General features: G+C 71.5%; 18 protein-coding genes and 1 pseudogene. 11 read left to right on the top strand and 8 right to left on the bottom strand.

The features are described 5' to 3' along the window. Position 1: 1 nt before the first annotated feature. From E0500_RS21950 to E0500_RS21930, 5 genes are all read right to left on the bottom strand, one after another. Positions 2-283, bottom strand: a complete 282-nt coding sequence (locus tag E0500_RS21950; protein ID WP_131560621.1) for a SelT/SelW/SelH family protein — start codon at positions 281-283, stop codon at positions 2-4. Continuing rightward, on the bottom strand, positions 280-1,194 hold the full coding sequence (locus tag E0500_RS21945; protein ID WP_131560623.1) for a HipA family kinase: 915 nt from the start codon (positions 1,192-1,194) through the stop codon (positions 280-282). Before E0500_RS21945 ends, E0500_RS21950 begins: the two co-directional genes overlap by 4 nt. A 297-nt stretch (positions 1,195-1,491) precedes the next feature. Beyond that, positions 1,492-2,190, bottom strand: coding sequence for a TetR/AcrR family transcriptional regulator (locus tag E0500_RS21940; RefSeq protein ID WP_131560625.1), 699 nt, complete (start codon positions 2,188-2,190; stop codon positions 1,492-1,494). Positions 2,191-2,295: 105 nt separating this feature from the next. Continuing rightward, positions 2,296-2,673, bottom strand: coding sequence for a DUF2255 family protein (locus tag E0500_RS21935; RefSeq protein ID WP_131560627.1), 378 nt, complete (start codon positions 2,671-2,673; stop codon positions 2,296-2,298). A gap of 69 nt (positions 2,674-2,742) precedes the next feature. Continuing rightward, positions 2,743-3,954 carry an FAD-dependent monooxygenase gene (locus E0500_RS21930; protein ID WP_165934900.1) on the bottom strand — a complete coding sequence of 404 codons (1,212 nt, stop codon included), beginning with the start codon at positions 3,952-3,954 and terminating at the stop codon, positions 2,743-2,745. 82 nt (positions 3,955-4,036) lie between these two features. Between E0500_RS21930 and E0500_RS21925 the strand changes: the two genes are divergently transcribed. Together E0500_RS21925 and E0500_RS21920 are read left to right on the top strand one after the other, a co-directional pair. After that, the gene (locus E0500_RS21925; protein ID WP_165934901.1) at positions 4,037-4,768 is read left to right on the top strand and encodes a TetR/AcrR family transcriptional regulator; all 732 of its coding nucleotides are present in this window, start codon (positions 4,037-4,039) and stop codon (positions 4,766-4,768) included. 273 nt (positions 4,769-5,041) lie between these two features. Next, positions 5,042-6,613 carry a translation initiation factor 2 gene (locus E0500_RS21920; protein WP_131560633.1) on the top strand — a complete coding sequence of 524 codons (1,572 nt, stop codon included), beginning with the start codon at positions 5,042-5,044 and terminating at the stop codon, positions 6,611-6,613. Positions 6,614-6,652: 39 nt separating this feature from the next. On the opposite strand, the gene E0500_RS21915 is transcribed toward E0500_RS21920, so the two are convergent. Together E0500_RS21915 and E0500_RS21910 are read right to left on the bottom strand one after the other, a co-directional pair. Then, positions 6,653-8,797, bottom strand: coding sequence for an NB-ARC domain-containing protein (locus E0500_RS21915; RefSeq protein ID WP_309505113.1), 2,145 nt, complete (start codon positions 8,795-8,797; stop codon positions 6,653-6,655). A gap of 21 nt (positions 8,798-8,818) precedes the next feature. Further along, a complete protein-coding gene (locus E0500_RS21910; RefSeq protein WP_131560635.1) occupies positions 8,819-10,303 on the bottom strand; it encodes an IucA/IucC family protein in 1,485 nt (494 codons plus the stop codon). 125 nt (positions 10,304-10,428) lie between these two features. Between E0500_RS21910 and E0500_RS21905 the strand changes: the two genes are divergently transcribed. The 5 genes from E0500_RS21905 to E0500_RS21885 all read left to right on the top strand — a co-directional run bounded on the left by E0500_RS21905 (position 10,429) and on the right by E0500_RS21885 (position 16,617). After that, a complete protein-coding gene (locus E0500_RS21905) occupies positions 10,429-11,952 on the top strand; it encodes an IucA/IucC family protein (RefSeq protein WP_131560637.1) in 1,524 nt (507 codons plus the stop codon). Between the two features lie 102 nt (positions 11,953-12,054). Then, the gene (locus E0500_RS21900; protein WP_131560639.1) at positions 12,055-13,593 is read left to right on the top strand and encodes a hypothetical protein; all 1,539 of its coding nucleotides are present in this window, start codon (positions 12,055-12,057) and stop codon (positions 13,591-13,593) included. Between the two features lie 22 nt (positions 13,594-13,615). Then, positions 13,616-14,410, top strand: a complete 795-nt coding sequence (locus E0500_RS21895) for an NUDIX hydrolase (protein WP_131560641.1) — start codon at positions 13,616-13,618, stop codon at positions 14,408-14,410. Between the two features lie 75 nt (positions 14,411-14,485). Continuing rightward, positions 14,486-15,754 (top strand): VWA domain-containing protein, encoded by a 1,269-nt coding sequence (locus tag E0500_RS21890; protein WP_131560643.1) that lies wholly within the window; start codon positions 14,486-14,488, stop codon positions 15,752-15,754. Further along, a complete protein-coding gene (locus E0500_RS21885; RefSeq protein WP_131560644.1) occupies positions 15,754-16,617 on the top strand; it encodes a hypothetical protein in 864 nt (287 codons plus the stop codon). Before E0500_RS21890 ends, E0500_RS21885 begins: the two co-directional genes overlap by 1 nt. 99 nt (positions 16,618-16,716) lie before the next feature. Here E0500_RS21885 and E0500_RS21880 read toward each other — a convergent pair whose 3' ends face one another. Beyond that, positions 16,717-17,355, bottom strand: a complete 639-nt coding sequence (locus tag E0500_RS21880) for a helix-turn-helix domain-containing protein (protein WP_131560646.1) — start codon at positions 17,353-17,355, stop codon at positions 16,717-16,719. 87 nt (positions 17,356-17,442) lie between these two features. Here E0500_RS21880 and E0500_RS21875 point away from each other — a divergent pair, with 87 nt between their 5' ends. The 4 genes and pseudogenes from E0500_RS21875 (at position 17,443) to E0500_RS21860 (ending at position 20,695) form a co-directional block, all read left to right on the top strand. Beyond that, the gene (locus E0500_RS21875; protein WP_131560648.1) at positions 17,443-18,651 is read left to right on the top strand and encodes a pyridoxal phosphate-dependent aminotransferase; all 1,209 of its coding nucleotides are present in this window, start codon (positions 17,443-17,445) and stop codon (positions 18,649-18,651) included. A 139-nt stretch (positions 18,652-18,790) separates the two neighbouring features. Then, positions 18,791-19,399, top strand: a complete 609-nt coding sequence (locus E0500_RS21870; RefSeq protein ID WP_131560650.1) for a histidine phosphatase family protein — start codon at positions 18,791-18,793, stop codon at positions 19,397-19,399. Positions 19,400-19,477: 78 nt separating this feature from the next. Beyond that, a pseudogene (locus E0500_RS21865) lies at positions 19,478-20,108 on the top strand (hypothetical protein). A 110-nt stretch (positions 20,109-20,218) separates the two neighbouring features. After that, positions 20,219-20,695: a thioesterase family protein gene (locus tag E0500_RS21860; RefSeq protein ID WP_131560654.1), complete on the top strand. Its 477-nt coding sequence runs from the start codon at positions 20,219-20,221 to the stop codon at positions 20,693-20,695. Positions 20,696-20,708 lie beyond the last annotated feature (13 nt).

Here is a 20,708-nt window from a genome sequence, read left to right as displayed (position 1 = left end):
CTCACGCAGGCCTGTCCGAGTGGCCCAGGGACTTCCCCGGGGCCACTCGGTCGCGTACGGCCTTCTTCACGGCCGTGGGCTCGGGGAATCCCTGCTCGCGGCGGTCCCAGACCACCTCGTCGCCCACCCGGACGACGAACACGCCGCCCTTGCCCGGCTTCAGGGACAGCTCGGTCAGTTCGGCCTCGAACGTCGTGAGCAGTTCCTGCGCCAGCCAGGCCGCGCGGGGCAGCCAGCGGCACTGGGTGCAGTACTCGATCTCCACCCGCTGCACGTCCGTCATCCGAGATGCACCGACCAATCCTGTCGGGCCGCGGGCTTGCCGTGCAGGTCGGGAACCCGCTTGAGCCAGTCCGGGCGTCCTTGCTGGGTCTGCGCCACGCGCAGGGCACTCTCGGCGGCCAGTTCCTCGCGGCTGGGGAAGTCGGTCGGCAGCCAGCTCGCGGACGCCTTCACGCGCGCGGAGAGATACGCGACATAGGCGTCGCGCGCCTCGCCGGGCGTCGCGAAGCCGGAGTGGTCGCCCAGCCAGGCGTCGGGGACCTCGGCCACGACCTCGCGCAGCAGTTCCTCGGTGACGCGAGGCGCGAGTTCAGAGTCGGCGGACCGTGTGTCGGGCCCGTAGTGGCCCAGGGCGTGGTGGCGGAAGTCGTACGCCTTGTCGGGTGCCGAGGTGTCCCAGCGGTGGTGGAAGACGAGGGCCGCGCCATGGTCGATCAGCCACAGGCGCGGGGGCACGGTGCCGAGGGTCGGCCAGATCATCAGGTTCGAGCTGTGCACCGTACGGTCGACGTTGACGGTCAGCGCGTCCAGCCAGACGATCCGGCCCGCCTCCAGCGGGTCCACGGGGAAGGTCTTCGCGATCTCCGGGGTGAAGTCCTTCGCGCCCGGGAGGTAGTCCATGCCGAGGTTGACTCCCGCGCTCGCCCCGTGGAGTTCCCGCACCTCCTGGTGGGGCTCGTGCGCGGCGATCTCCGGGTCGAAGTGCACGAGGACCAGCTCGGGGAAGCGCAGGCCGAGGGCCCGTGCCAGCTCTCCGACGATCACCTCGGCGACCAGCGCCTTGCGGCCCTGCGCGGAGCCCGTGAACTTCACGACGTAGGTGCCCAGGTCGTCGGCCTCGACAATTCCGGGTACGGAGCCACCGGACCGGAGGGGTGCGACGTAGCGGTTAGCGGTGACCTCTCTCAGCATCTTCCAAGGCCCCGTAGCTCGTTTGCCTTACATTCCACACATTCCACAGCCAGCTCCAACGCCGTGCGACCCAGGAAAAGTCCCCGATCAGACCTGGGGAGGCTGTGGGGAGTTTCGACCGGCACGCTCGTCCCCCTGTCTCCCCAGCAGTTCGTCGATTGCGGTGCGGACCTTACTTCCGGCCTCCGGCATGAAGTGAGCATAGTAACCAGGCGTGACACAGTCCCTTACCAGGCCTGTCCAGGCCGTATCTCGCCGTGCCGTCGTCGTGACGCGCCCCGAGGTACAGCCCCGAGATCAGCTGCTCTTGCGCGGTGGCGGTGCCATGCTGCCCGCTGGGCTGGCCCGGAGCATGGCCTGGTAGAGGGCCTCATGCTCGGGCGAGGCAGGCAGGGGACCGCGGGCGGGGGCCGCGAGGGACTGGATCATGAGGGCGACGACGCGTCGCCAGGCGTCGGGGGCGGCGTCGCCGGTGGCGTTGACGACGCCTGCGTTGGCCATGTGGATCAGGACCAGATCAGAGGGGTCGAAGTCCTCACGCAGACGGCCCGTCGCCTTGGCACGGCCAATGAGCTCCACCATGCCCTCGTACGCCTCGTCACGTCGCTGCTCCAAGGCCTTGGCGGTGGGGAACGTCATGGTCAGCACGTCGGCGAAGCCGTAGTCGGCGGCCTGCATCGCACAGGCGGCCTCGATGTAGCCGACAAAACCGTGCCAGGGGTCGGGATCGCCGAGGGCCGTGGCGACAGCGTCGGCGTAGGCGTCCATCCGGTCGGAGAAGACCGCGGCGACCAGATCCTCCTTCGCGGGAAAGTGGCGGAAGATGGTGGCGATCCCCACGCCGGCCTCACGGGCCACGGAGGCCATGGAGGCGTTCAGGCCGTCCCGTGCGAACACCATGCGCGCGGCGGCGATGATCCGCCCCCGGTTGCGCTCGGCGTCACTGCGCAGAGGCTGGGCGACACGAGCGTCGGGGTGCTGGGCGCCATGATTCATGGCCACCAGTCTAGCAATCGGATTACCCTATCCAGTTCCCCTTCGTGGCGTCACGGCCTTCTGCCACGAGCCGTCCAGCCCCGGCTTTCGCCTCCTGTGCCGAGATCACGGCTGTGGTGTGAGCCGCAGAGTGGTGGCCCTGGCCTGCTCGGCGACCATGGGCTCGACGTAACCGCTGTAGCGGCCGTACTTGGCACGGTAGGCGGCATCGACCCGGTCGTTGACGGCCGGATTTCCGACCTCGGTGAAGGTGACGTCCTTTTCCACGCCGCCTGCGGAGATGTGGCCCGCGTGGCTGGACTTGGCGGTTCGCCACCATGACCCTTGCGCGCCGCGATACGAGCGCACATACACATCGTCGCCCTCGCGGACCACCCAGATGGTGGTCGGCTGTCGGAGAGTGCCGTCGGCGCGTCGCGCGGCGATGTCCAGTTCGTCGGCGGTGGTGATGCGATTCAGTTCGTCGGGATTCCAGGTAGCCATGTGCGGGGCTCCTTCATGGGGTCGGGCTGACGGACGGTCTCCCCGTGATGATTGTGTTCCTTCCCCGTCTCAGCCGCTCCAGGTGCGGGCCGGGGCCGGACGGGTGGTGCTGTTCATCAGGGCCTTGCCGAGCTTGGCGCCGACGGACGTGTTGGTCGCGCGGATGAGGCCGCGGCGGGCGACGTATCCGAGCCTGTTGGCGGGCATGAAGAAGTGCTGCATGCGCAGCGCTTCCTTCTGGTGGCGGGTGACGAACGGACGCAGCCGCTGTTCCCAGTTGCCGAGCGCGGCGGACAGATCGTCGTGCTCGGTCAGCATGCGGGCCAGCAGTTCGGCACCCGCGATGCCCATGCCGGAGCCCTGGCCGGAATGCAGGGTCATGCACCAGGCGGAGTCGCCGAGCAGGACCACCCGGCCCTGGCTCCAGCGGCCCAGGTGGACCTGGCTGACCTGGTCGAACAGGACGGACTCGGAGCGGTCCATCGCCTCCAGCATGGCGGGCACGACGTCCCCGCCGAAGCCGCCGAACGCCTGGCGCAGCGCCTCGGAGGGCTTCTTGCGGATCTCCGCGGCCGGCCAGTCGGTCCGGTAGAGCAGGAAGGCGACCGGAGGGTGGTCGCGATAGCTGTTGATCCATGCGGAGCGGCCGGGAGCGGTGGCGACCAGAGCGTCGCCCTCGCGCATGCCGGGCAGCGGGCCGTCCATGACGCAGGCTGCCACTACGTGGTCGAAGTCCTCTCGGTAGAGGTCCTCGGGACCGAAGACCAGGGAGCGGACGGTGGAGTGGATGCCGTCGGCACCGATGAGCAGGTCCGCGCTCTCCACAGACCCGTCGGTGAGGGTGACGGTCACCTGGTTGCGGTCCTGGGTGATGGTGGCGGGCCCGGTGCCGTAGCGGATCTCCACCAGATCCTGGACCGCCTCGTACAGGACGCGCTCCAGATCGCTGCGCAGCAGCATCCGCATCGGGGTGCCGTTGACCTGTTCGGGAAAGGCCAGCCCGGGTGTGAGGCGACCACGGGAGTCGACTTCGAACATGCGCCCCTCGGGGTCGCGGCGGTCCGGGAGCGAGTCCAGGAGGCCCAGGCGTTCGGCGGCGGTGTAACCGGGGCCGTTGAAACGGACGAAGTAGCCGCCGGTACGGCGTTGGGGCGCCCGCTCGATGATCAGGGGCTGCCAGCCGGCCCGGTGCAGGCTCAGCGCCGCGGCCAGGCCGGAGATGCCGGATCCGACGATGAGTGCGCGCCGGGCGCCCTGTGGGGGGAGCGACGAGAAGGTCATGCCTCGACCATACCCGCGTTCAATACCGGATGACCAGTTTCGAAATTTGGTCACGGAACCTGTGGGATGGGATGCTGCGCTCATGACCCTGGATCGCCCGGCCGCTTCCCCGCAGGCCGACAACGAACGCGCCGAGCGCATCCTGGAGGCCGCGCGCGAACTCCTGGTGGCGTGGGGCTACAAGCGGGTCACCGTCGACGAGATCGCCCGCCGCGCCCGCATCGGCAAGGGAACCGTCTACCTGCACTGGAAGACGAAAGAGACGCTGTTCACCGAACTACTGCGGCGCGAACTCCACGCGCAGCTCGGCACCGTCACCGCCGGAATCGAGCAGGACCCGTCCTCCGCCCTGCCCAGCAGGCTGGTCCGGGAGGTCTTCCTGCAGCAGGCTCGCAATCCCGTCGCCCGGGCCGTCCATGCCGGTGACAGTGAAGTCCTCGGCGCGCTCGCCATCACCGCAAGCGGGCTTCCCGTCATCCAGGAGCTCGGCTTCCACACCCTGCTCACCCGCCTCGTCGACGTATGGCGCACGCACGGGCTGGTGACCGTCACAGCGTCGGCGGCGGACCAGATCTACACGATCGACGCGGTGCTGACGGGCTTCATCACGGGAGGCATCGCCGTCCCCCCGGGCGAGGAACTACCCCCGGACCACCGGGCGGACCTGCTCGGCCACACGATCAGAACAGCCCTCGAAACCTCCGCCACGCCGGACGAGGCCACCCTCCACACAGCCGCTCAGGACGTGCTCGCCGCCCTGGCAGCCGCACAGGACGTGCTCGCCGGGGCTCACCCGCGCTCGGCGTCCCCCTGAGCGGCAGCAGGCCCGCCGAGGGTACGGCGGTCACTTCGCGCAGCACACCGGCCACCGTGGAACAGCCGCCGAGCCGGCTGGCCGGCGTTTTCCGTGGGCTCCCGCCCTGGGTACGATCGCGGACATGCCGCCCGCCGACCCCCACATACCCGAACTGACCTGGGCAAACGCCACCGCGCAGGACCCCGGACAGACTAGGATGACGCTTCCGCAGCGGGCAGCGGGCAGCGGGCAGCGGGCAGCGGGCAGCGGGTTCGGCGGGTGCTCTTTCCCGTGCGTTCCGCGGCCGCTCTGCACCGGCTGCTGGACGTCCTGCCCGTCTTCGAGGGGGACCACAGAGTGCGGCGGCTGTTCACGCTCGCTCCCGGGTCCGACTTCGGTGTGGACGCGCTGGCGGCGCTGGAATCGGCCGGGGCGCGGACGGTCCCCTGGGAGAGGGCCGTGGCGGAGTCGTTCGACCTGATCGTCGCCGCGAGCCCGAAGGGTGACCTGGACCGGCTCGACGGCCCCGTGGTTCTGCTGCCGCACGGCGCGGGCTTCGGCAAGACCGTCAGCGGGGAGGGCGCCGCGGACTCGGCGTCCGGTCTCGACCCGGCGTACCTGCTGCGCGACGGCCGCCCCCTGGCCGCACTGCACGCGCTCGCCCACCCACAGCAGATCACCCGGCTCGCCGAACGGTGCCCGGAGGCCGCCGCCCGCGCCACCGTCGTCGGCGATCCGACGCTCGACCGCATCCTGGAGTCCCGTACCCTCCGCGACCGCTACCGTGCCGCGCTCGGTACGGGTGCTCGTCGGCTGGTCGTGCTCGTCTCGACCTGGGGCCCCGAGTCGCTGCTCGCCCGCCGCCCGGGTCTCGCCGAGCGGCTGTGTGGTGAACTGCCCATGGACGAGTACCAGTTGGCATTGGTCGCCCACCCCAACACGCACAGCGACTCCGGCACGTTCGACCTGGTCGAGCGGCTGCCCCGCGAAGTCGTGCTCGCCCGGCCGCACGAGGAGTGGGCCGCGCTGCTGATCGCCTCGGACGCCGTCGTGTCCGACCACGGGTCGGCAGCGCTGTACGCCGCCGCCCTGGACCGTCCGGTGCTGGGTGCGTACGACGGCGGCATCGAGCTGCTGCCGGGCACGCCCATGGACCGGCTGCTCGCCTCCGCCCCCCGGCTGGGGCCCGCCGACCGGTTCGATGCGACGCTCGCCGCGTACCGCCCGGGGACCGGTCCCGCCGCCGCACGCGACGCCTTTGACACCGGCGCCCAGGGTGATGCTCTGGACAGGCTGCGCACGGACATCTATGTCCGCCTGGGGCTGACCCGCCCGTCCGGGGCGGCGGTCCCCCGACTGCTGCCACTCCCCCGGCGGCCCGCCGGCCCGCCCGCGGCCTTCGGGGTGCGGGTCGAACGCGAGAACGGCTGCCTGCGCGTCGAGCGGCGCCCCGCGCGGATCGACGTACCCCCGCCGCACCACCTCGCGGCCGAGGCGGACGCGGCGGGCGTCCGGGCGGTGGAGAGCGCGGGCCTGCTGTACCGGCGCTGGCGGGAGGACTCCCCTGACACGCCCGAGAGCTGGACGGCAGAGGCCCTCGCCCGTCACCCCGGCTGCCGGACCGCCGGGGTGATCCTCTCGCCGGAGCGGTGCCTCGTACGCCGGCGCGACTCGGCGGGCGGACCGCTGACCCTGCGGATCGAGCCGCCGACCGGGCGAGGCGGGGCCGTCCTCCCCGACCCGGCGACCGTACTGTCAGCCGTGCACGCGCTGTCCCGGGAGGAGCTCGAAGCGTCGTTTGGTTCGGCCGTCAACTTCCGTGTCGGCGAGCGCGGTTGCCGAGTGTGGCCGGCCCCGTTGTGAGCCGCCGCGGGGCGGCGGGCGGGAGCGCGGGGAGCGTGCTCACCTCCGCGTGCCTCCCTGCGCCACCCTGATCCCGGCGGCTCGCTCGCGATGGGCGCGAGCGGCCGTCTCGTCCCCGACGCGTTCGGCGAGGCCGCCCAGGGCGTCCAGGATGCGCGCTTCGTCGAACGTCGAGCCCCTTCGGCGCGCACCGGCGAGCGCGGCCTCGTACAACTCGCGTGCCTCAGCAGGCCGTTCCAGCCGCTCCAGCACCCGGCCGAGCTCGAAGCCGGTACGGGCGGTCATACGCTCCCGGTCACCCGCCACGGCCATCGCGTGCGCGCTCGCCAGCAGATCGCGGGCGCGGTCCAGTCGACCCAGGCCCGCGGCTGCCTGGCCGCTCAGGTGGGTGAGGAGCAGGACACCGTAGTCGTTGCCGATCCCTCGGTGGATGCTCAGGGACTCCTCGTAGTACGGGGCGGCGTCTCCCCACTGCTCCTGTACGGCGTGCAGCTTGCCCCGGAACTCCAGGGCCGAGGCCCGCAGTCTGCGGTCCCGTTCCTCGTCCGACAGCGTCTCCGCCGCGCTCACCGCGGCGGTCAGCTCCTGTTCCGCCTCCGCGAAGCGGCGCTGCTCCCACAGCGGCCGGGCGCGCTGGCAGCGCATACGGATCAGGGCCGCGAGATGTCCGGAGCGGGCGGCCGCCTGGATCGCGGTGCCGAAGGCGTCCAGGACGTCCTCGTAGTGCGGGTGGTCCAGGTAGTGCGTCCACAGCGGCTCGCACAGGGCCCATGCCTCCGTGTCGGCCTTGTCCTCGTACGCGAGCCGTACGCAGGCGTACAGGGCGGCGCGCTCGGATTCGAGCCAGCGCAGGGCCTGGCCCTTGTCCGCGAACCCGGCGTCCGGGGCGCCCGGCAGCTCGTCGGCCCGCTCGGCAAGCGTCAGGCGCGTTCCGGCGATCACCAGGTCGGCGAGCTGTGCCTGACGCAGGTACCAGCGGACGAGGCGCAGTCGTGCCGCCGCGGCCGACGCCGGGCTCAGGCCCTGGTCGGTCGCGCGCCGTGCCGCGTGTGCGCGGACGAGCCCGTGCAGGTGCAGATGACCGTCGTGCACCTCGGCAAGGCCCGCGGCGAGCAGTTCCTCCACGGCGTCATCGGCCGCGTTCCGGTCTTCGCCGAGGAGGGCGACGACCGCGGCCAGGGCCAGGGGCGCGTCGGGTGCCGTGGCGAGGAGGCGGAACAGCAGTCGCCCCCGCTCGCTCATGTCGTCGTAGGCGGTGTCGAGGACGGCCTCGGTCTCGGGCAGCCCGGCCTCCCGCAGCTTACGGCCGAACTCGTCGAACACCCTCACCAGTCGACGCAGCGGGTGGCGCCTCAGTTGCTGTGCCGCGGCGGCCAGGAGCAGGGGCAGCCCCCCACACAGCCGGATCAGCCGGCGGGCCGTCTCCGGGTCCTCGGAGAGTCGCGCGCCCCCTGCCCGCTCGGTCAGCAGCCGCAGTGCCTCCTCGTCGGTGAGGGGTGCCAGGTGTACGTCCACGACATCCGGGCGGGCCAGATCGTACAGCGGTGCGTGGCTCACCAGGACCGCCACGCTCTTCTCCGAGTCCGGCAGCAGGGGCACGGCCTCGGCCCCGGTCCGTACGTTGTCGATCACCACGACGAGCCGGTGGTCCCGGGTCAGTTCCAGGTACCGGTCGGCGCGTTCCCCGACGGCCGTCGGGAGCCATGCGCCCCGCAGTCCGAAACCGCGGAGCAGGTGGGCGAGTGCTTCCGACACGTCCACGCCGCCGTCGCGCCGGTGGTCCTCCAGATCGACGTACAGGACTCCGACCTGCCCCTGTCCCCCGCCCATCTGTTTCCGCAGCGTGCGCGCGACCCGGTGTCCCAGGGTGGTCTTGCCCACTCCGGCCAGGCCCCGCAGCGTGGCCACCAGCGGCCGTTCGTCGTCCTCCCAGGCGCTCACGGACCGCAGGAGCAGGAGCTGTTCCCGCTCGCGCCCCACGAAGTGTCCGTCGTCCGGGCGGAGTTGCTGCGGAGTTCTCAGGGCGGGTCCCTGTTCCGGCTGGTTCAGATACAGCCGACCGATGTACTTGGTCTGTACGAGGGTGTCGATGTGTGCTTCTCCGCCCACGCTGTTGTGGGTGTCCCCGTTGTCCCCGTTGTCCCCGTTGTCCCCGTCGTCGTGCGTCTGGTCGTCGTCAGCCACGCCGCAACTCTACGCAGCAGATCAACTGGGCACCTGCCGCAGCGGGTTGGCCACGGCCCGGTACCGCGCGTCCGCGCCGTCCGCGGAGGTCCAGCGCAGCAGGAGGTTCGTCTTGCCGGGGAGGGTGGGCGCGTCGAGCAGGCCGGTGATTTCGGGGATCTGCCGGTGGCGCGCCAGTTCCCTGCGGGCCATGGACCACAGGTCGGGGCCCGGGTGGCGTTCGGCGACGGCTTCCGCCATCTCCAGCAGGTTGTTGACGACCAGGCAGTACACCAGGCGTTCCCAGCCCGCCGCACGGCCCACGTCCGGTACGAGTTTCACGCCCTCCGCGTCGCGGAACAGGGCCTGGACGGGTGTGCCGTCGGGGCCGACGGCGACCACGGTGTTCTGGAGGTGGGCTTCGAGGACGACTCCGTGGTCGTGGAACGCGCCCAGCGCCGGGGTCACGACCGCGCGCAGGTAGGCCCCCCACCAGGCGACCGGGTCGGTGATCCGGTCGAGCGGGCTGCCGTCGAAGCCCTCGGCGAGGGCGGCGGCGAGGAGGGGCGTCGCTCCGGGGGCGAGGTGGGTGCGCAGGCCGTCGCGGACGAGGACGGCGAGTTCCTCGAAGGCGAAGTCGGCGGTCCGGTAGCCGCGGTCGCTCAGCCAGGCGCCCGGCAGCTCCGCGAACGCCGCGGTGACCGCCGTGTCCGTACGGCGCAGCTTCAGCAGGTCGTGCCGCCACAGCCGGCGCACGTCGTTGGTGATGCGCACGTCCAGGCTGAACTTGAGGAAGAGGTCGCCTTCCGGGGCGTACACGGTGCGGATGGCCGCCGTGGGCCGTACCGGGGCGGGTGTGCGGCCCAGCCGGACGAGCCGGCCGTCCGCGAAGGCGGGGGCCAGCTCCTGCGCGACGAGGTCCAGCTGCCAGGGGTGGGCGGGCAGCAGACGGTAGCCGGGCGGGGCCGCCCCCAGGGCGTCCAGGGCCGTGGTGTCGCCCTCCTCCACGACCTTGTCCTCGCGCACGCCCAGCAGCGTCAGCGGGAAGGCGGCGTACGCCTCGGGCGCGTACGGCAGCCACGCCCCGACCGGGCCGCCGCCGCGTGCCTTGGGCGCCGGGTGGTGGGGGTGCCCGATGACGAGTGACTGTTCGGAGCGGAGGTAGGGGTCGGCGGGCGCCGTGGCGTGGGCGCGGGCGGTGAGGAGGGCGGCCACCGCGTCGCGGCTGTCGAGCATCTCGGCGGGCAGTTCGGAATTGGACAGTCCGGTGAACAGGCGGAGTTCCTCGGCGGTGAGTTTGACGAGCTCGGGATGGGTGAGCCGGTACCAGGACCCGCTCGTGAGCACCTCGGGCTCCGTGGGGCGGCGCGTGCCTCGTACACGGAGGAGGCGGCCGCTGGCGCGGAGCCGGTACACGCCGGCCTCGACGCGCTCGGCCGCCTCCCGCAGCAGGCAGTTCAGCAGCGGTGCGGCGGCGCGGGCATCGGCGACGGTGCCGACGTCGTCACGGGGGTGGTTGCCGTCCACGGTGGTCCATTCGCTCCATACGATGCACTCCTGATCAGTATGTCTGCCCTCACCATTGGCGGCGAAGCCGTGCGGGCAGGGGTACGCCGTCCTGTCGCCGTCACCCGTACCCGAGGAGCCCGCTCGTGCACCGTCGTCCGACGTCCGATGCCGAGGCCGCGCTCGGTGCCGAGCTGTACGCCGTACGCCCCGGCCTGACGCGGCCGTACGCGGCGGAGCTCCCCGGTGCCCGGGCCGCCGTGCTGTCGCGGCTGTGGCGGGGGCTCGCCCATGAGCCGCTGCCGTGGATCACGCGCCGTGAGAGGAGCCGAGACGGTCTCACGCTCCACCTCGCCGACGGCCGCCGGCTGCACGGCCCGCCCGCGGACCCGTACGCCCCCGCCGCGTACGTCACCGAGGTGCGGCTCGACGACATACCGTACGACCGTCCGGCGCGGCTCATGACCGCGCTGGCCGTCCCGCACGGTGCCGCCTTCGCGGCCGAACTCGATCACAGCGCGGCGTCCCTGGCGCTGTCCCGCGCGAACCAGACCCCCGCCGAGCCCCCGGTGACGAGCCGGGAGTGGGAGCAGGGGGTGGTCGACGGTCACCCCTTCCACCCCAACTGCCGGTCCCGGCCCGGTTTTTCGGCGGCGGAGCAGCTCGCGTACGGGCCGGAGCACCGGCCGCTCGTACGGCTGGGGCTGGCCCCGGTGGACGACTGTCTGGTGGTCGGCGCCTGGCCGGAGCGGTTCCGTGACGCTGGGCGTGTGCTGATCCCGGTCCATCCCTGGCAGGCGGCCCACGTGCTGGGGTCCCGCCAGGAGGAGGGGGTCATCGCCCATCCGCTGATGTCGCTGCGCACGCTCGCCCTCCCCGACGACGGCCCACACGTCAAGACGGCCCTGAGCACCCGGCTGACCTCCGCCGTGCGGGACATCTCGGTCTACTCGATCGAGACGTCGGCGACGGTCTCGGCCTTCATGGAGCACATCGCCGTCCGCACGGACGGCCTGCTGCACATCACCCGCACCCTTGGCGCGGTCGCCACGGGTTCCCCTGACCTGTCGGCGGTCGTGCGCGAGTCGCCGGACGTGTACGCGGACGCGGACGCCGGCGAGCGCGTCGTCCCGGTGGCCGCGCTCGCGACGACCGGTCTCCCGCGATCGCCCTCGTGGCTGGCCGGCTTCACCCGTCTCGCGCTGACGGTCTGCCTCCGGCTGCTCGACCTGGGCGTGGCCCTGGAGGCGCACGGTCAGAACCTGCTCGTGGTCCTGTCCCCCACGGGTGCCCCCGTGCGCCTCGTCTACCGCGATCTGGCCGACATCCGGGTGAGCCCGGCCCGGCTGGCCCGGCACGGTGTCCCGGTCCCGGAACTGACCGGCCGGATCGTCACGGACGACGTGACCACACTGCGACGCAAGCTGTTCGGGTCACTGGTGGCCGGGGCGCTGGCGACCGTGGCGGGCTCGGGCGCGGCCCTGCGGGCAGCACTGGAGACGGCCGTACCGCACCTTCCGCGCACCCCTGATCTCGCCGCCCTGCTCGAAGAGCCGGTGCCGACGAAGGCGTTGACGCTGATGCGGCTGTCCCCGGAGCGGCCCGGGGACATCTGGGCCGCTCTCGGCAACCCGCTCCGCCCGGCGACGGGGCCTCACGACGCACCGTGACGAAATCATCGCGCAGGACAACGTAAATGTGGCTCCTGTTTCACGGCTCAGCGGTGTAGGTCTATAGGACTGAGCAGGTACGAGGGATTCTGGAGCACCTCCATGAGCGATGTCGACGGCGTCGACGCCCTGATGACGCCGATCCGCCCTGACCAGTTGGACCGAGGGGCCGTGATCGCGCAGTCGCTGGACAACCAGTGGGTTCCGGCGAAGCTCACGAAGGAGATGATCGACCGGGGCAAGTCCCTGGAGGAGGTCGGGGAACGGCGGCTCAAGGAGGTGCGGGCCGAGTACTTCCGCAGCTTGATCAACGCCAGCCAAGTAGTGATCAACCGCGCCTACTTCTACAACAACCAGGCGATCAGCTGCGATCTGACCGGGGGCGACCAGTCCCGCACGGCCCACCAGCGGTTACTCGCGTCGGGAGCCCTGGTGCCGTTCCTGCTCAACGAACGGCACCCGGCCGAGGCACCGCCCGCCCATCTGGACGTGCGGGCCGACGGCTTCACCGCCTGGCAGGACACCCTGGGCTCCATGCGGTCCGGCGACCGGGTTCGGTGCGTGCGCATGTCCTGGGACGACCCCGAGAACGACCGGGCGAACAAGGAGCACACCCGGACCAGGCTGTTCCAGCCGTTCACGGAGAAGGTCCAGGGGCTGACGGCCAAGGACACCGAGATCCTCGCCGCCCAGGTCGGCGTGGCGCGGGAGGACACCGATCTGTTCAGGAGTCGGCTCGGCGAAGTCGTCGGGTTCAGCAACGACCTCAGCGTCCACAGAGAGCCGGTCGTGCGGAACGTCCTGTACAAGGAGTTCGTGACCGCACCGGGGACGAACGTCGCGGAGGGCAGGTACGACGGAAACAAGCCGTTCGCCGCAGAGATCAAGCAACTCCTGGACCTCATCTACAACGTCAACCTCGCTGACGCGCTGGACCGTTACCCCCTCACGCCAGCGGGCAGCCTCCGGCGCGTCGCACTGCAGGAGGCGCGCGAAGCCCGGCACACCGGTGGCTTCGTGGAGGACCCGGAGGAGCTGCTCACGTTCCTGCGGCGGCAGGCGTTCGCCGCCGTCCAGGATCATCTGACGCCTTCGGCGGTGAACGCGCTGACGCTGCAGGACATTTGGCAGCTGCGGCAGAGCACCGCCTGGAACGACTACGTCGATGCCTTCGGCGCGCTGACTGCCGCCCCGGGCGCCTTCCACGACTCCGTCGGCCGGGTCTTCGACCGCTACGTCCGGCTCAACTCGGAGATCCTGAAGCTCGCCAAGGAGCGCCGGCAGGCCACGCCGAAGAAGTGGCGCCCCGTCATCGAGGTGGTCGTCACGCTGGGCGCCGCCGTGTTCACGGCGGTCAGTGGCGAGGGTATGTGGCAGATCGCCGGCGCCGTCGCCCCGCTCACGGTGTCGGGGTCGGTGGGTGGTTCGGTGCAACTGATCCTGCGCAACCGGATGGAAGGGCGGCAGGAGCAGCGGTTCGCCCGGGAGATAGCCACCGTGCGACTGGCCAGTGCCCGAGAATGGTCACAGTTCCACGACCTGGTCAGGAGGCTGCCGGGTTACCAGGAGACGACCGACGCGGCACGGAGCGCCACCGCCTCCACGACCACCCAGGACAACGAAGATCTGCTGGAGTACTAGTGCGCCCCCTGCGATGCATCCGGTGAAGTCCTACAAGGCCCTGCAGCGGGAACGGCCCGAGTGGTTTCTCAACGATCCCGACGGCATCGAGATCCTCACGGCCCCGGCCCTGATCCGGCGGGTACGACGACAGACGAGAGCGCATGCGGTTCGGCAGGCGGCGGGCCGCGGCCGGTGGCGCACTCGGTGGGAACGGCTGAAGGCGGCCCTGCGGCCCGTGCCCGTCGGTGTGGTCTCGGCCGACCGTTATTTCGTGCACCTGCGTGATGCGGTGCGTTTCCCCGACGGACGGACGGGCCTGTACAACCGGCTGCTGCCGCCGCCCGGGTCGACTCCCGGTGTGGTGGTTCTGCCGCTGCTCGGCCCCGACGGGGGCGTGGTGCTGGTCGAGCATCACCGGCACTCCACCCGGGGCTGGCACTGGGAGGTGGCTCGCGGCTTCGGTGAAGCGGATGCCTCCGGGAAGGAGAACGTCGACCGCGAACTCGACGAGGAACTGGGCACACGCCCGACGGAGGTGATCCCCCTCGGTGAGCTCCACGCCGACACCGGACTCCTTGCCCACAAGGTGCAGTTGTGCGCCGTGCGCGTCGACCGGATCGGCGACCTGGAGAAGGCCGAGGGGATCCGGCAGGCGATCACCGTGTCGCCGGCCGAGGCGGAGGACATGGTCCGCAGCGGCGAGATCACCGACGGCTTCACCATCGCGGTGCTCTACCGGGCGCGTCTGGCGGGCCTGTTCGACGCGGGGAACCGCGCCGGGGACAGCGCCGGGGACAGCGAGGGGGATCGCTCGGGGCACGGCGCGGGGGCATGACCCCGGGAGTGTGTGTGCGTTGAGCGGCCACCTGTCGTTTTGATGCGCGCACCCCCGGATCAATAAGATCCGCCGATGATCACAAGACAACGGTTGGCGGCGGGCGTCTGTGCCCTGCTCGCCGCCCTGGCGGCCGGGATCGCCGTCCCGACCACGGCCCTGGCCGACGAGACGACGGCCCAGGACCCGCCCAAGGTCGACCTCGTGCTCGACGTCAGCGGCTCGATGCGGGCACGGGACATCGACGGCGACTCGCGCATGGCCGCGGCGAAGCAGGCGTTCAACGAAGTGCTCGACGCGACCCCGGAGGACGTTCAGCTCGGCATCCGCACCCTGGGCGCCGACTACCCCGGTGACGACCGGAAGACGGGCTGCAAGGACACCGCACAGCTCTACCCGGTCGGCCCGCTCGACCGCACCGAGGCCAAGACCGCGGTCGCTACGCTCACACCGACCGGCTGGACCCCGATCGGTCCCGCGCTGCTCAAGGCGGCCGACGACCTGGAGGGCGGCAACGGCTCCAAGCGCATCGTGCTGATCAGCGACGGCGAGGACACCTGCGCCCCGCTCGACCCGTGCGAGGTGGCCCGCGAGATAGCGGCTAGGGGCATCGGCCTCACCATCGACACGCTCGGCCTGGTGCCGAACGCGAAGCTGCGCGTCCAGCTCAGCTGCATCGCCGAGGCGACCGGCGGCACGTACACCTCGGTGGAGCACGCGGACGAACTCACCGACCGCGTCAACCAGTTGGTGGACCGCGCCGCCGAACCGGTCGTGGTGCCGAAGGGCGTGGAGGGCGCCGGCGCATGTTCCAAGGCACCGACCCTTCAGTCCGGCCTCTACACCGACCGTGAGGAGTTCGGGCAGCAGCGCTGGTACCGCGTGGACGTCCTGCCGGGCCAGGAGCTGCGCGCCTCGGTGAGCGTCGCGGCGGACCGACGGGTCGACCCGTCGTACGGCCTGCTGCTGCGCGCGGTGACCGTGCACGGGCGGGAGATCGTGCGCGGCGAGGCCGCGGGCAACGGCCGGACCGACGCGCTCTCGACGGGTCTGCGCTATCCGAAGACCGAACTCGACGACGACGTGGAGGACGACGTCAAGCCCGCGGCCGAGACCGTGTGCCTCCAGGTCACCAACTCCCTCTCCCCGGCCGCCGGTGTGAAGACGACGCCCGGGCTGCCCCTCGAAATGACGATCGACGTCGTGGACGGGCCCGGCGGGTCGAGCGACGTGGCCTCGTTCGGTCTCGGGCGCGGCTGGTGGCTGCTGGGTGTGCTGGTGCTGGCCGGTTTCCTGGCGGGCGTGCTGTGGGGCTGGCGGGTCGCGGTCTGGAGGACCAACTGATGCGGACGATACGGACCACAGGCGTGGTGCGGACGGCGGCCGGAGCGGTGACGGCCGGTGTGTTCCTGCTGCTCGGCGGCACCATGTCCCCCGCCGTCGCCGACTCCTCGCCCTCCGCGAGCCCGTCGGACGACGGTTCGGACAGCGGTGACGCGCCGACCGAGGCGGGCACGTCCTTCCGTACGGCGACGGAGATCGAGCAGGGGCAGAAGGCGACCGCGAGCGCCTCCACGGGTGACTACCTGTACTGGTCGTTCCCGGCGGACGCGGGCGGGCGGCCCACCGTGAAGGCGACGGTGAAGCTGCCGGACTCCGCGCGGTCCTCGGCCACCTGGCAGATCGACGTGTACGACGGGCTGCGGCGCCGTCAGGCCTGCCAGTACGGAGCGCAGACGCGTTCGGCCGGGGCGGACGCCGGGTCGGTCGACCTGTCCTGCACCCTGCGCACGGTGCGTGCCTGGTCGGAGCAGTGGGCGAACGACCCGCTGCCGGGGACGTACTACGTCAGGCTGACCGCCACGGACCTGGGAACGGCCGACCTGGGTGTGCCGGTGAACGCGGAGATCCAGGTCGACTCGAAGCACATCGGCGGTTCGGCGGCGGTCGACGGCTCACTGGCGGAGCCGCTGGTGCCCGGGATCGCCATGACCACCGAGGAGTCCGACGAGGCCGAGGGGTCGGACGACTCGCCGACGGCCGTGCTGTCCTCGCTCGAACCCGACGACGGCTGGGCCTCCGGATGGTGGTCCGACCGCTGGGTGTGGACCGCGGTGGGCGGCATGCTCGCGGCCCTCGCCGGGGTCGGCGGGTACGCGCTGACACGGGGGTCGGGACGGCCTTCACAGGTGCCGCCGGGCGCCTGACCTTCGCCGTCCGGCTGGGGGCTGCGCCCCCGTCAGTGGCCCGCTGGTGGCCCGCCGAACCCTGCCGGTTCGGCGGGCCGCTCCCCGTCAAGGCGGCAGTCACGCCTCCCGCAACTCCTTGGCCAGTGCGCCCTCCCCCAGCACTTCCACCCGCCCTGCGCGCATCGCCTCCGGGAGGCTCAGTTCCCCTCGGGCCACCGCCTCGCATGTCGGCGCGTCGAAGGACAGCCGGGCGTCCGGCTCCTCCGGCGCCGGCCCGTACCCGTACACCGGCCCGTCCTCGGCACCGGCCCACAGGTGGAACTCCCCCTCGTCCAGCCGCACTTCGACGAGTCCGGTGCCCGCGCCCGCGTCCCGCAGCACCCGCGACAGCGGCAGCGCGAACCAGTGCGCCCGTACGGCGTCGGTGGCCCGCCGCTCACCCAGCAGGGGTGCGCCCCACTCGCCCAGCGCCTGGAGCACGGGCAGCAACTCCCGTCCTTGACCTGTGAGTTCGTACACGTACGCCGCGCCCGGCGGAGGCAGCCGGCGCCGGGTCGTCAGGCCGTCGCGCTCCATGTCCTTCAGCCGTGAGGCGAGTACGTCCGTGCTGACGCCCGGCAGGTCCGCGTGCAGGTCGGTGTAGCGGCGGGGCCCGGCCAGCAGTTCCCTGACGATCAGGAGGGTCCAGCGGTCACCGACGACGTCGAGTGCCCGGGCGGCGGAACAGTACTGGTCGTAGCTTCGGCGAGGTGACATGCGACGCAGTGTAGACATGTTGTTGGACTTTCCAAGCTGCTACTTGGTAAAACCAAGCAACACCACATACCGGAGGGGCGAGAGCGCATGGAGTTCCGGCAGTCGAACAAGCTCAGCGAGGTCTGTTACGAGATCCGGGGCCCGGTGATAGAGCACGCCAACGCGCTGGAGGAGGCGGGCCACAGCGTGCTGCGCCTGAACACCGGCAATCCCGCGCTCTTCGGCTTCGAGGCGCCCGAGGAGATCCTCCAGGACATGATCCGGATGCTCCCCCAGGCGCACGGCTACACGGACTCGCGCGGCATCCTCTCCGCCCGCCGTGCCGTGGCCCAGCGCTACCAGAACCTGGGCCTGGAGGTCGACGTCGACGACGTCTTCCTCGGCAACGGCGTGTCGGAGCTGGTGTCGATGGCCGTGCAGGCGCTGGTCGAGGACGGGGACGAGGTCCTCATCCCCGCGCCGGACTTCCCCCTCTGGACCGCCGTGACGACGCTCGCGGGCGGCAAGGCGGTCCACTACCTGTGCGACGAGCAGGCGGAGTGGTACCCGGACCTGGCGGACATGGAGTCGAAGATCACGGACCGCACGAAGGCCGTGGTCATCATCAACCCGAACAACCCCACCGGCGCGGTCTACCCGAAGGAGATCGTCGAGGGCATCCTCGACCTCGCCCGCCGCCACGGCCTCATGGTCTTCGCCGACGAGATCTACGACCAGATCCTGTACGACGACGCCGTGCACCACTCGGCCGCCTCCCTGGCCCCCGACCTCGTGGTCCTCACCTTCTGCGGCCTGTCGAAGACGTACCGGGTGGCGGGCTTCCGTTCCGGCTGGCTGGTGATCACCGGCCCCAAGCAGCACGCCAAGGACTACCTGGAGGGCCTGACGATGCTGGCCTCCATGCGGCTGTGTCCCAACGCCCCGGCCCAGTACGCCATCCAGGCCGCGCTCGGTGGTCGCCAGTCCATCCGTGACCTCACCGCGCCCGGCGGCCGCCTCCACGAACAGCGCGACCGCGCCTGGGAGAAGCTCAACGAGATCCCGGGCGTGTCGTGTGTGAAGCCCAAAGGCGCGCTGTACGCGTTCCCCCGGATCGACCCGAGCGTGCACAAGATCCACGACGACGAGAAGTTCGTCCTGGACCTGCTGCTGCGGGAGAAGATCCAGGTCGTGCAGGGCACCGGCTTCAACTGGCCGACCCCCGACCACTTCCGCATCCTCACGCTCCCCCACGTGGACGACCTGGACGCGGCGATCAGCCGGATCGGACGGTTCCTGAGCGGGTACCGGCAGTAGGCGTCCCAGGGAGTCCCCGTCCTCCGGGGTTCCCCTGGGGCTGCCAAGGGTTCCCCAAGGCGGGGAATGCCGGCGCCCGGCATCCTGTTGGTGATCATGGGTCGATCACCGACCGGAGGGCGAAAGGAGGAGTGCGGCCATGGGTGACCTGCTTCTGGTGCGGCACGGCGCGACCGCATGGTCACTGTCCGGACAGCACACGAGCTGGACGGACCTCCCGCTCACCGACGAGGGCCGGACCCAGGCGCGCGAGGTGGCGCCGCTCCTCCGCTCGGAACGGATCGGCACCGTCTTCGTCAGCCCGCTGAAACGGGCCCGGGAGACGGCCGAGCTGGCGGGCCTGGCGGGGCTGCACGACGTGCGGGTCGACGCGGATCTCAGCGAGTGGGACTACGGCGCGTACGAGGGCGTCACGACCGCCGAGATCCACCGCACCCGGCCCGACTGGTTCCTGTTCACGGACGGCGTCGCACCGGGACCGCCCGAGCACCCCGGGGAGAGCCCGGAGGAGGTCGGGGCGCGGGCCGACCGCATGCTGGCCAGGGTGCGGGCCGCCGCGGCGGACACCGAGGACAGCGTGGCGCTGGTGGCCCACGGGCACTTCCTGCGGGTCCTGACCGCGCGGTGGCTGGGGCTGCCGCCGTCGGGCGGCGCGTTCTTCCAGCTCGGGACGGGCACGGTCAGCCGGCTCGGCACGGAGCACGGGCGTCCGGTCGTCGCCGGGTGGAATGTCAGAGGCTCCTCGTAGTCTCGGCAGCAGGGGTGGGAGGAGCGGAAGACGCTCCATCAGGGGCTCGCAGGGGCTCACCCGGGGAAGGAGTGTGCCGTGACACGACCGCCGACCGCCGCCCAGCGCCGGGTCATCGACACCGCCGACCCCGTGACGGGCCGGTTGAAGGGCACGGAGGCGCAGCTCGCCGCACTGGTCAAACGGGGCCTCGCCTTCCGGCACCCCCGCCCGCCGCACGACCACTTCCTGACTCCGGCCGGGCACCGCATACGCGAGGCGCCCGCCGAGCCGAGCGCGCCCACCCCTCCCCGCCCCCGCGGACTCCGGAGTGTTCGCGGCACGGATCGGCGGCGAGGAGGCACCCCCGTCCGGCCCGGCCCGCACCCGTGAGGTGCACAGCGCTTGGCAGGGGCTCCTGGAGCTGCGCCGGATGACCAACCCCGACGGCAGGATGGACCGCCCCTGCGCCTGGGAGCGCACGCACCTGGTGCAGGCCGCCGCGCTCGCGCTGGAAGCCGCGGGCCACAGTCCGGCGGTGGGCACGGACGAGGCCGGTTACCGGGTCCGGGGCACCCCTCAGCCGGAGGCCGTCGCCGTGCGCGACCCCGACACCACCGCGCTGCGGGCCTGCGCGGCCACGCTGGAGAAGGCGGGCTGGCAGGTCAGCGAACACGGGGAGCCGCGCACCGGAGCGCGGTACGTCCTGGCCTCGCCGCGCCGGGTGTGAGGCCCGCCGATCAGGCGGCGGCCCGGCCGCTAAATGTCCTACGGTACAAGGGGGTTGAGAGTTGAATTGAACCGCTTGAACCTCTCCTGTCCGTCGTAGAAGGGGGCTCAGTGACCGAGCCGTATGCCATCAGGGTGACCGTCCGCGGTTATGAGACCGATGCCCTGGGGCACCTCAACCAGAGCGTCTACCTGCAGTACGCGGAGCACGCCCGCTGGTCGATGCTGGAGCACTCCGACGTCAGCCCGAGCGGACTGCTGGCGAAGGGCGTGGGGCCGGTGGTGCTGGAGCAGACCATCCGCTACAAGCGGGAGCTGCGCGCGGGCGACGAGACCGAGGTGACGTGCTCGTTCGTCTGGGGCGAGGGCAAGACGTACCGGATCGAGCAGACGATCCGGAAGACGGACGGCACGGTGGCCGCCGAGATCTCGGTGCTGTGCGGTCTGATGGACCTCAAGGAGCGCAGGCTCATCGCGAACCCGCGCGGGATCTTCGAGGCGATGACGACCGACGCGAAGGCCTTCGGCCTCTGCCCCTCCCCGCGGGCCCACGCGTCCAGAGACTCCGGAGTGCGCTGGACGTCGTAGGCCCGCCCCTGCC

Source organism: Streptomyces sp. KM273126, assembly GCF_004337435.2.
Lineage (GTDB): Bacteria > Actinomycetota > Actinomycetes > Streptomycetales > Streptomycetaceae > Streptomyces > Streptomyces acidicola.
This window is presented reverse-complemented; position numbering and strand designations above follow the sequence as displayed.

What these genes read in the sequence shown, in the direction of transcription:
- E0500_RS21950 (WP_131560621.1), bottom strand. Translation starts at nt 283, where the DNA reads ATGACGGACGTGCAGCGGGTGGAGATCGAGTACTGCACCCAGTGCCGC.
- E0500_RS21945 (WP_131560623.1), bottom strand. Translation starts at nt 1,194, where the DNA reads ATGCTGAGAGAGGTCACCGCTAACCGCTACGTCGCACCCCTCCGGTCC.
- E0500_RS21940 (WP_131560625.1), bottom strand. Translation starts at nt 2,190, where the DNA reads ATGAATCATGGCGCCCAGCACCCCGACGCTCGTGTCGCCCAGCCTCTG.
- E0500_RS21935 (WP_131560627.1), bottom strand. Translation starts at nt 2,673, where the DNA reads ATGGCTACCTGGAATCCCGACGAACTGAATCGCATCACCACCGCCGAC.
- E0500_RS21930 (WP_165934900.1), bottom strand. Translation starts at nt 3,954, where the DNA reads ATGACCTTCTCGTCGCTCCCCCCACAGGGCGCCCGGCGCGCACTCATC.
- E0500_RS21925 (WP_165934901.1), top strand. Translation starts at nt 4,037, where the DNA reads ATGACCCTGGATCGCCCGGCCGCTTCCCCGCAGGCCGACAACGAACGC.
- E0500_RS21900 (WP_131560639.1), top strand. Translation starts at nt 12,055, where the DNA reads ATGAGCGATGTCGACGGCGTCGACGCCCTGATGACGCCGATCCGCCCT.
- E0500_RS21890 (WP_131560643.1), top strand. Translation starts at nt 14,486, where the DNA reads ATGATCACAAGACAACGGTTGGCGGCGGGCGTCTGTGCCCTGCTCGCC.
- E0500_RS21885 (WP_131560644.1), top strand. Translation starts at nt 15,754, where the DNA reads ATGCGGACGATACGGACCACAGGCGTGGTGCGGACGGCGGCCGGAGCG.
- E0500_RS21880 (WP_131560646.1), bottom strand. Translation starts at nt 17,355, where the DNA reads ATGTCACCTCGCCGAAGCTACGACCAGTACTGTTCCGCCGCCCGGGCA.
- E0500_RS21875 (WP_131560648.1), top strand. Translation starts at nt 17,443, where the DNA reads ATGGAGTTCCGGCAGTCGAACAAGCTCAGCGAGGTCTGTTACGAGATC.
- E0500_RS21870 (WP_131560650.1), top strand. Translation starts at nt 18,791, where the DNA reads ATGGGTGACCTGCTTCTGGTGCGGCACGGCGCGACCGCATGGTCACTG.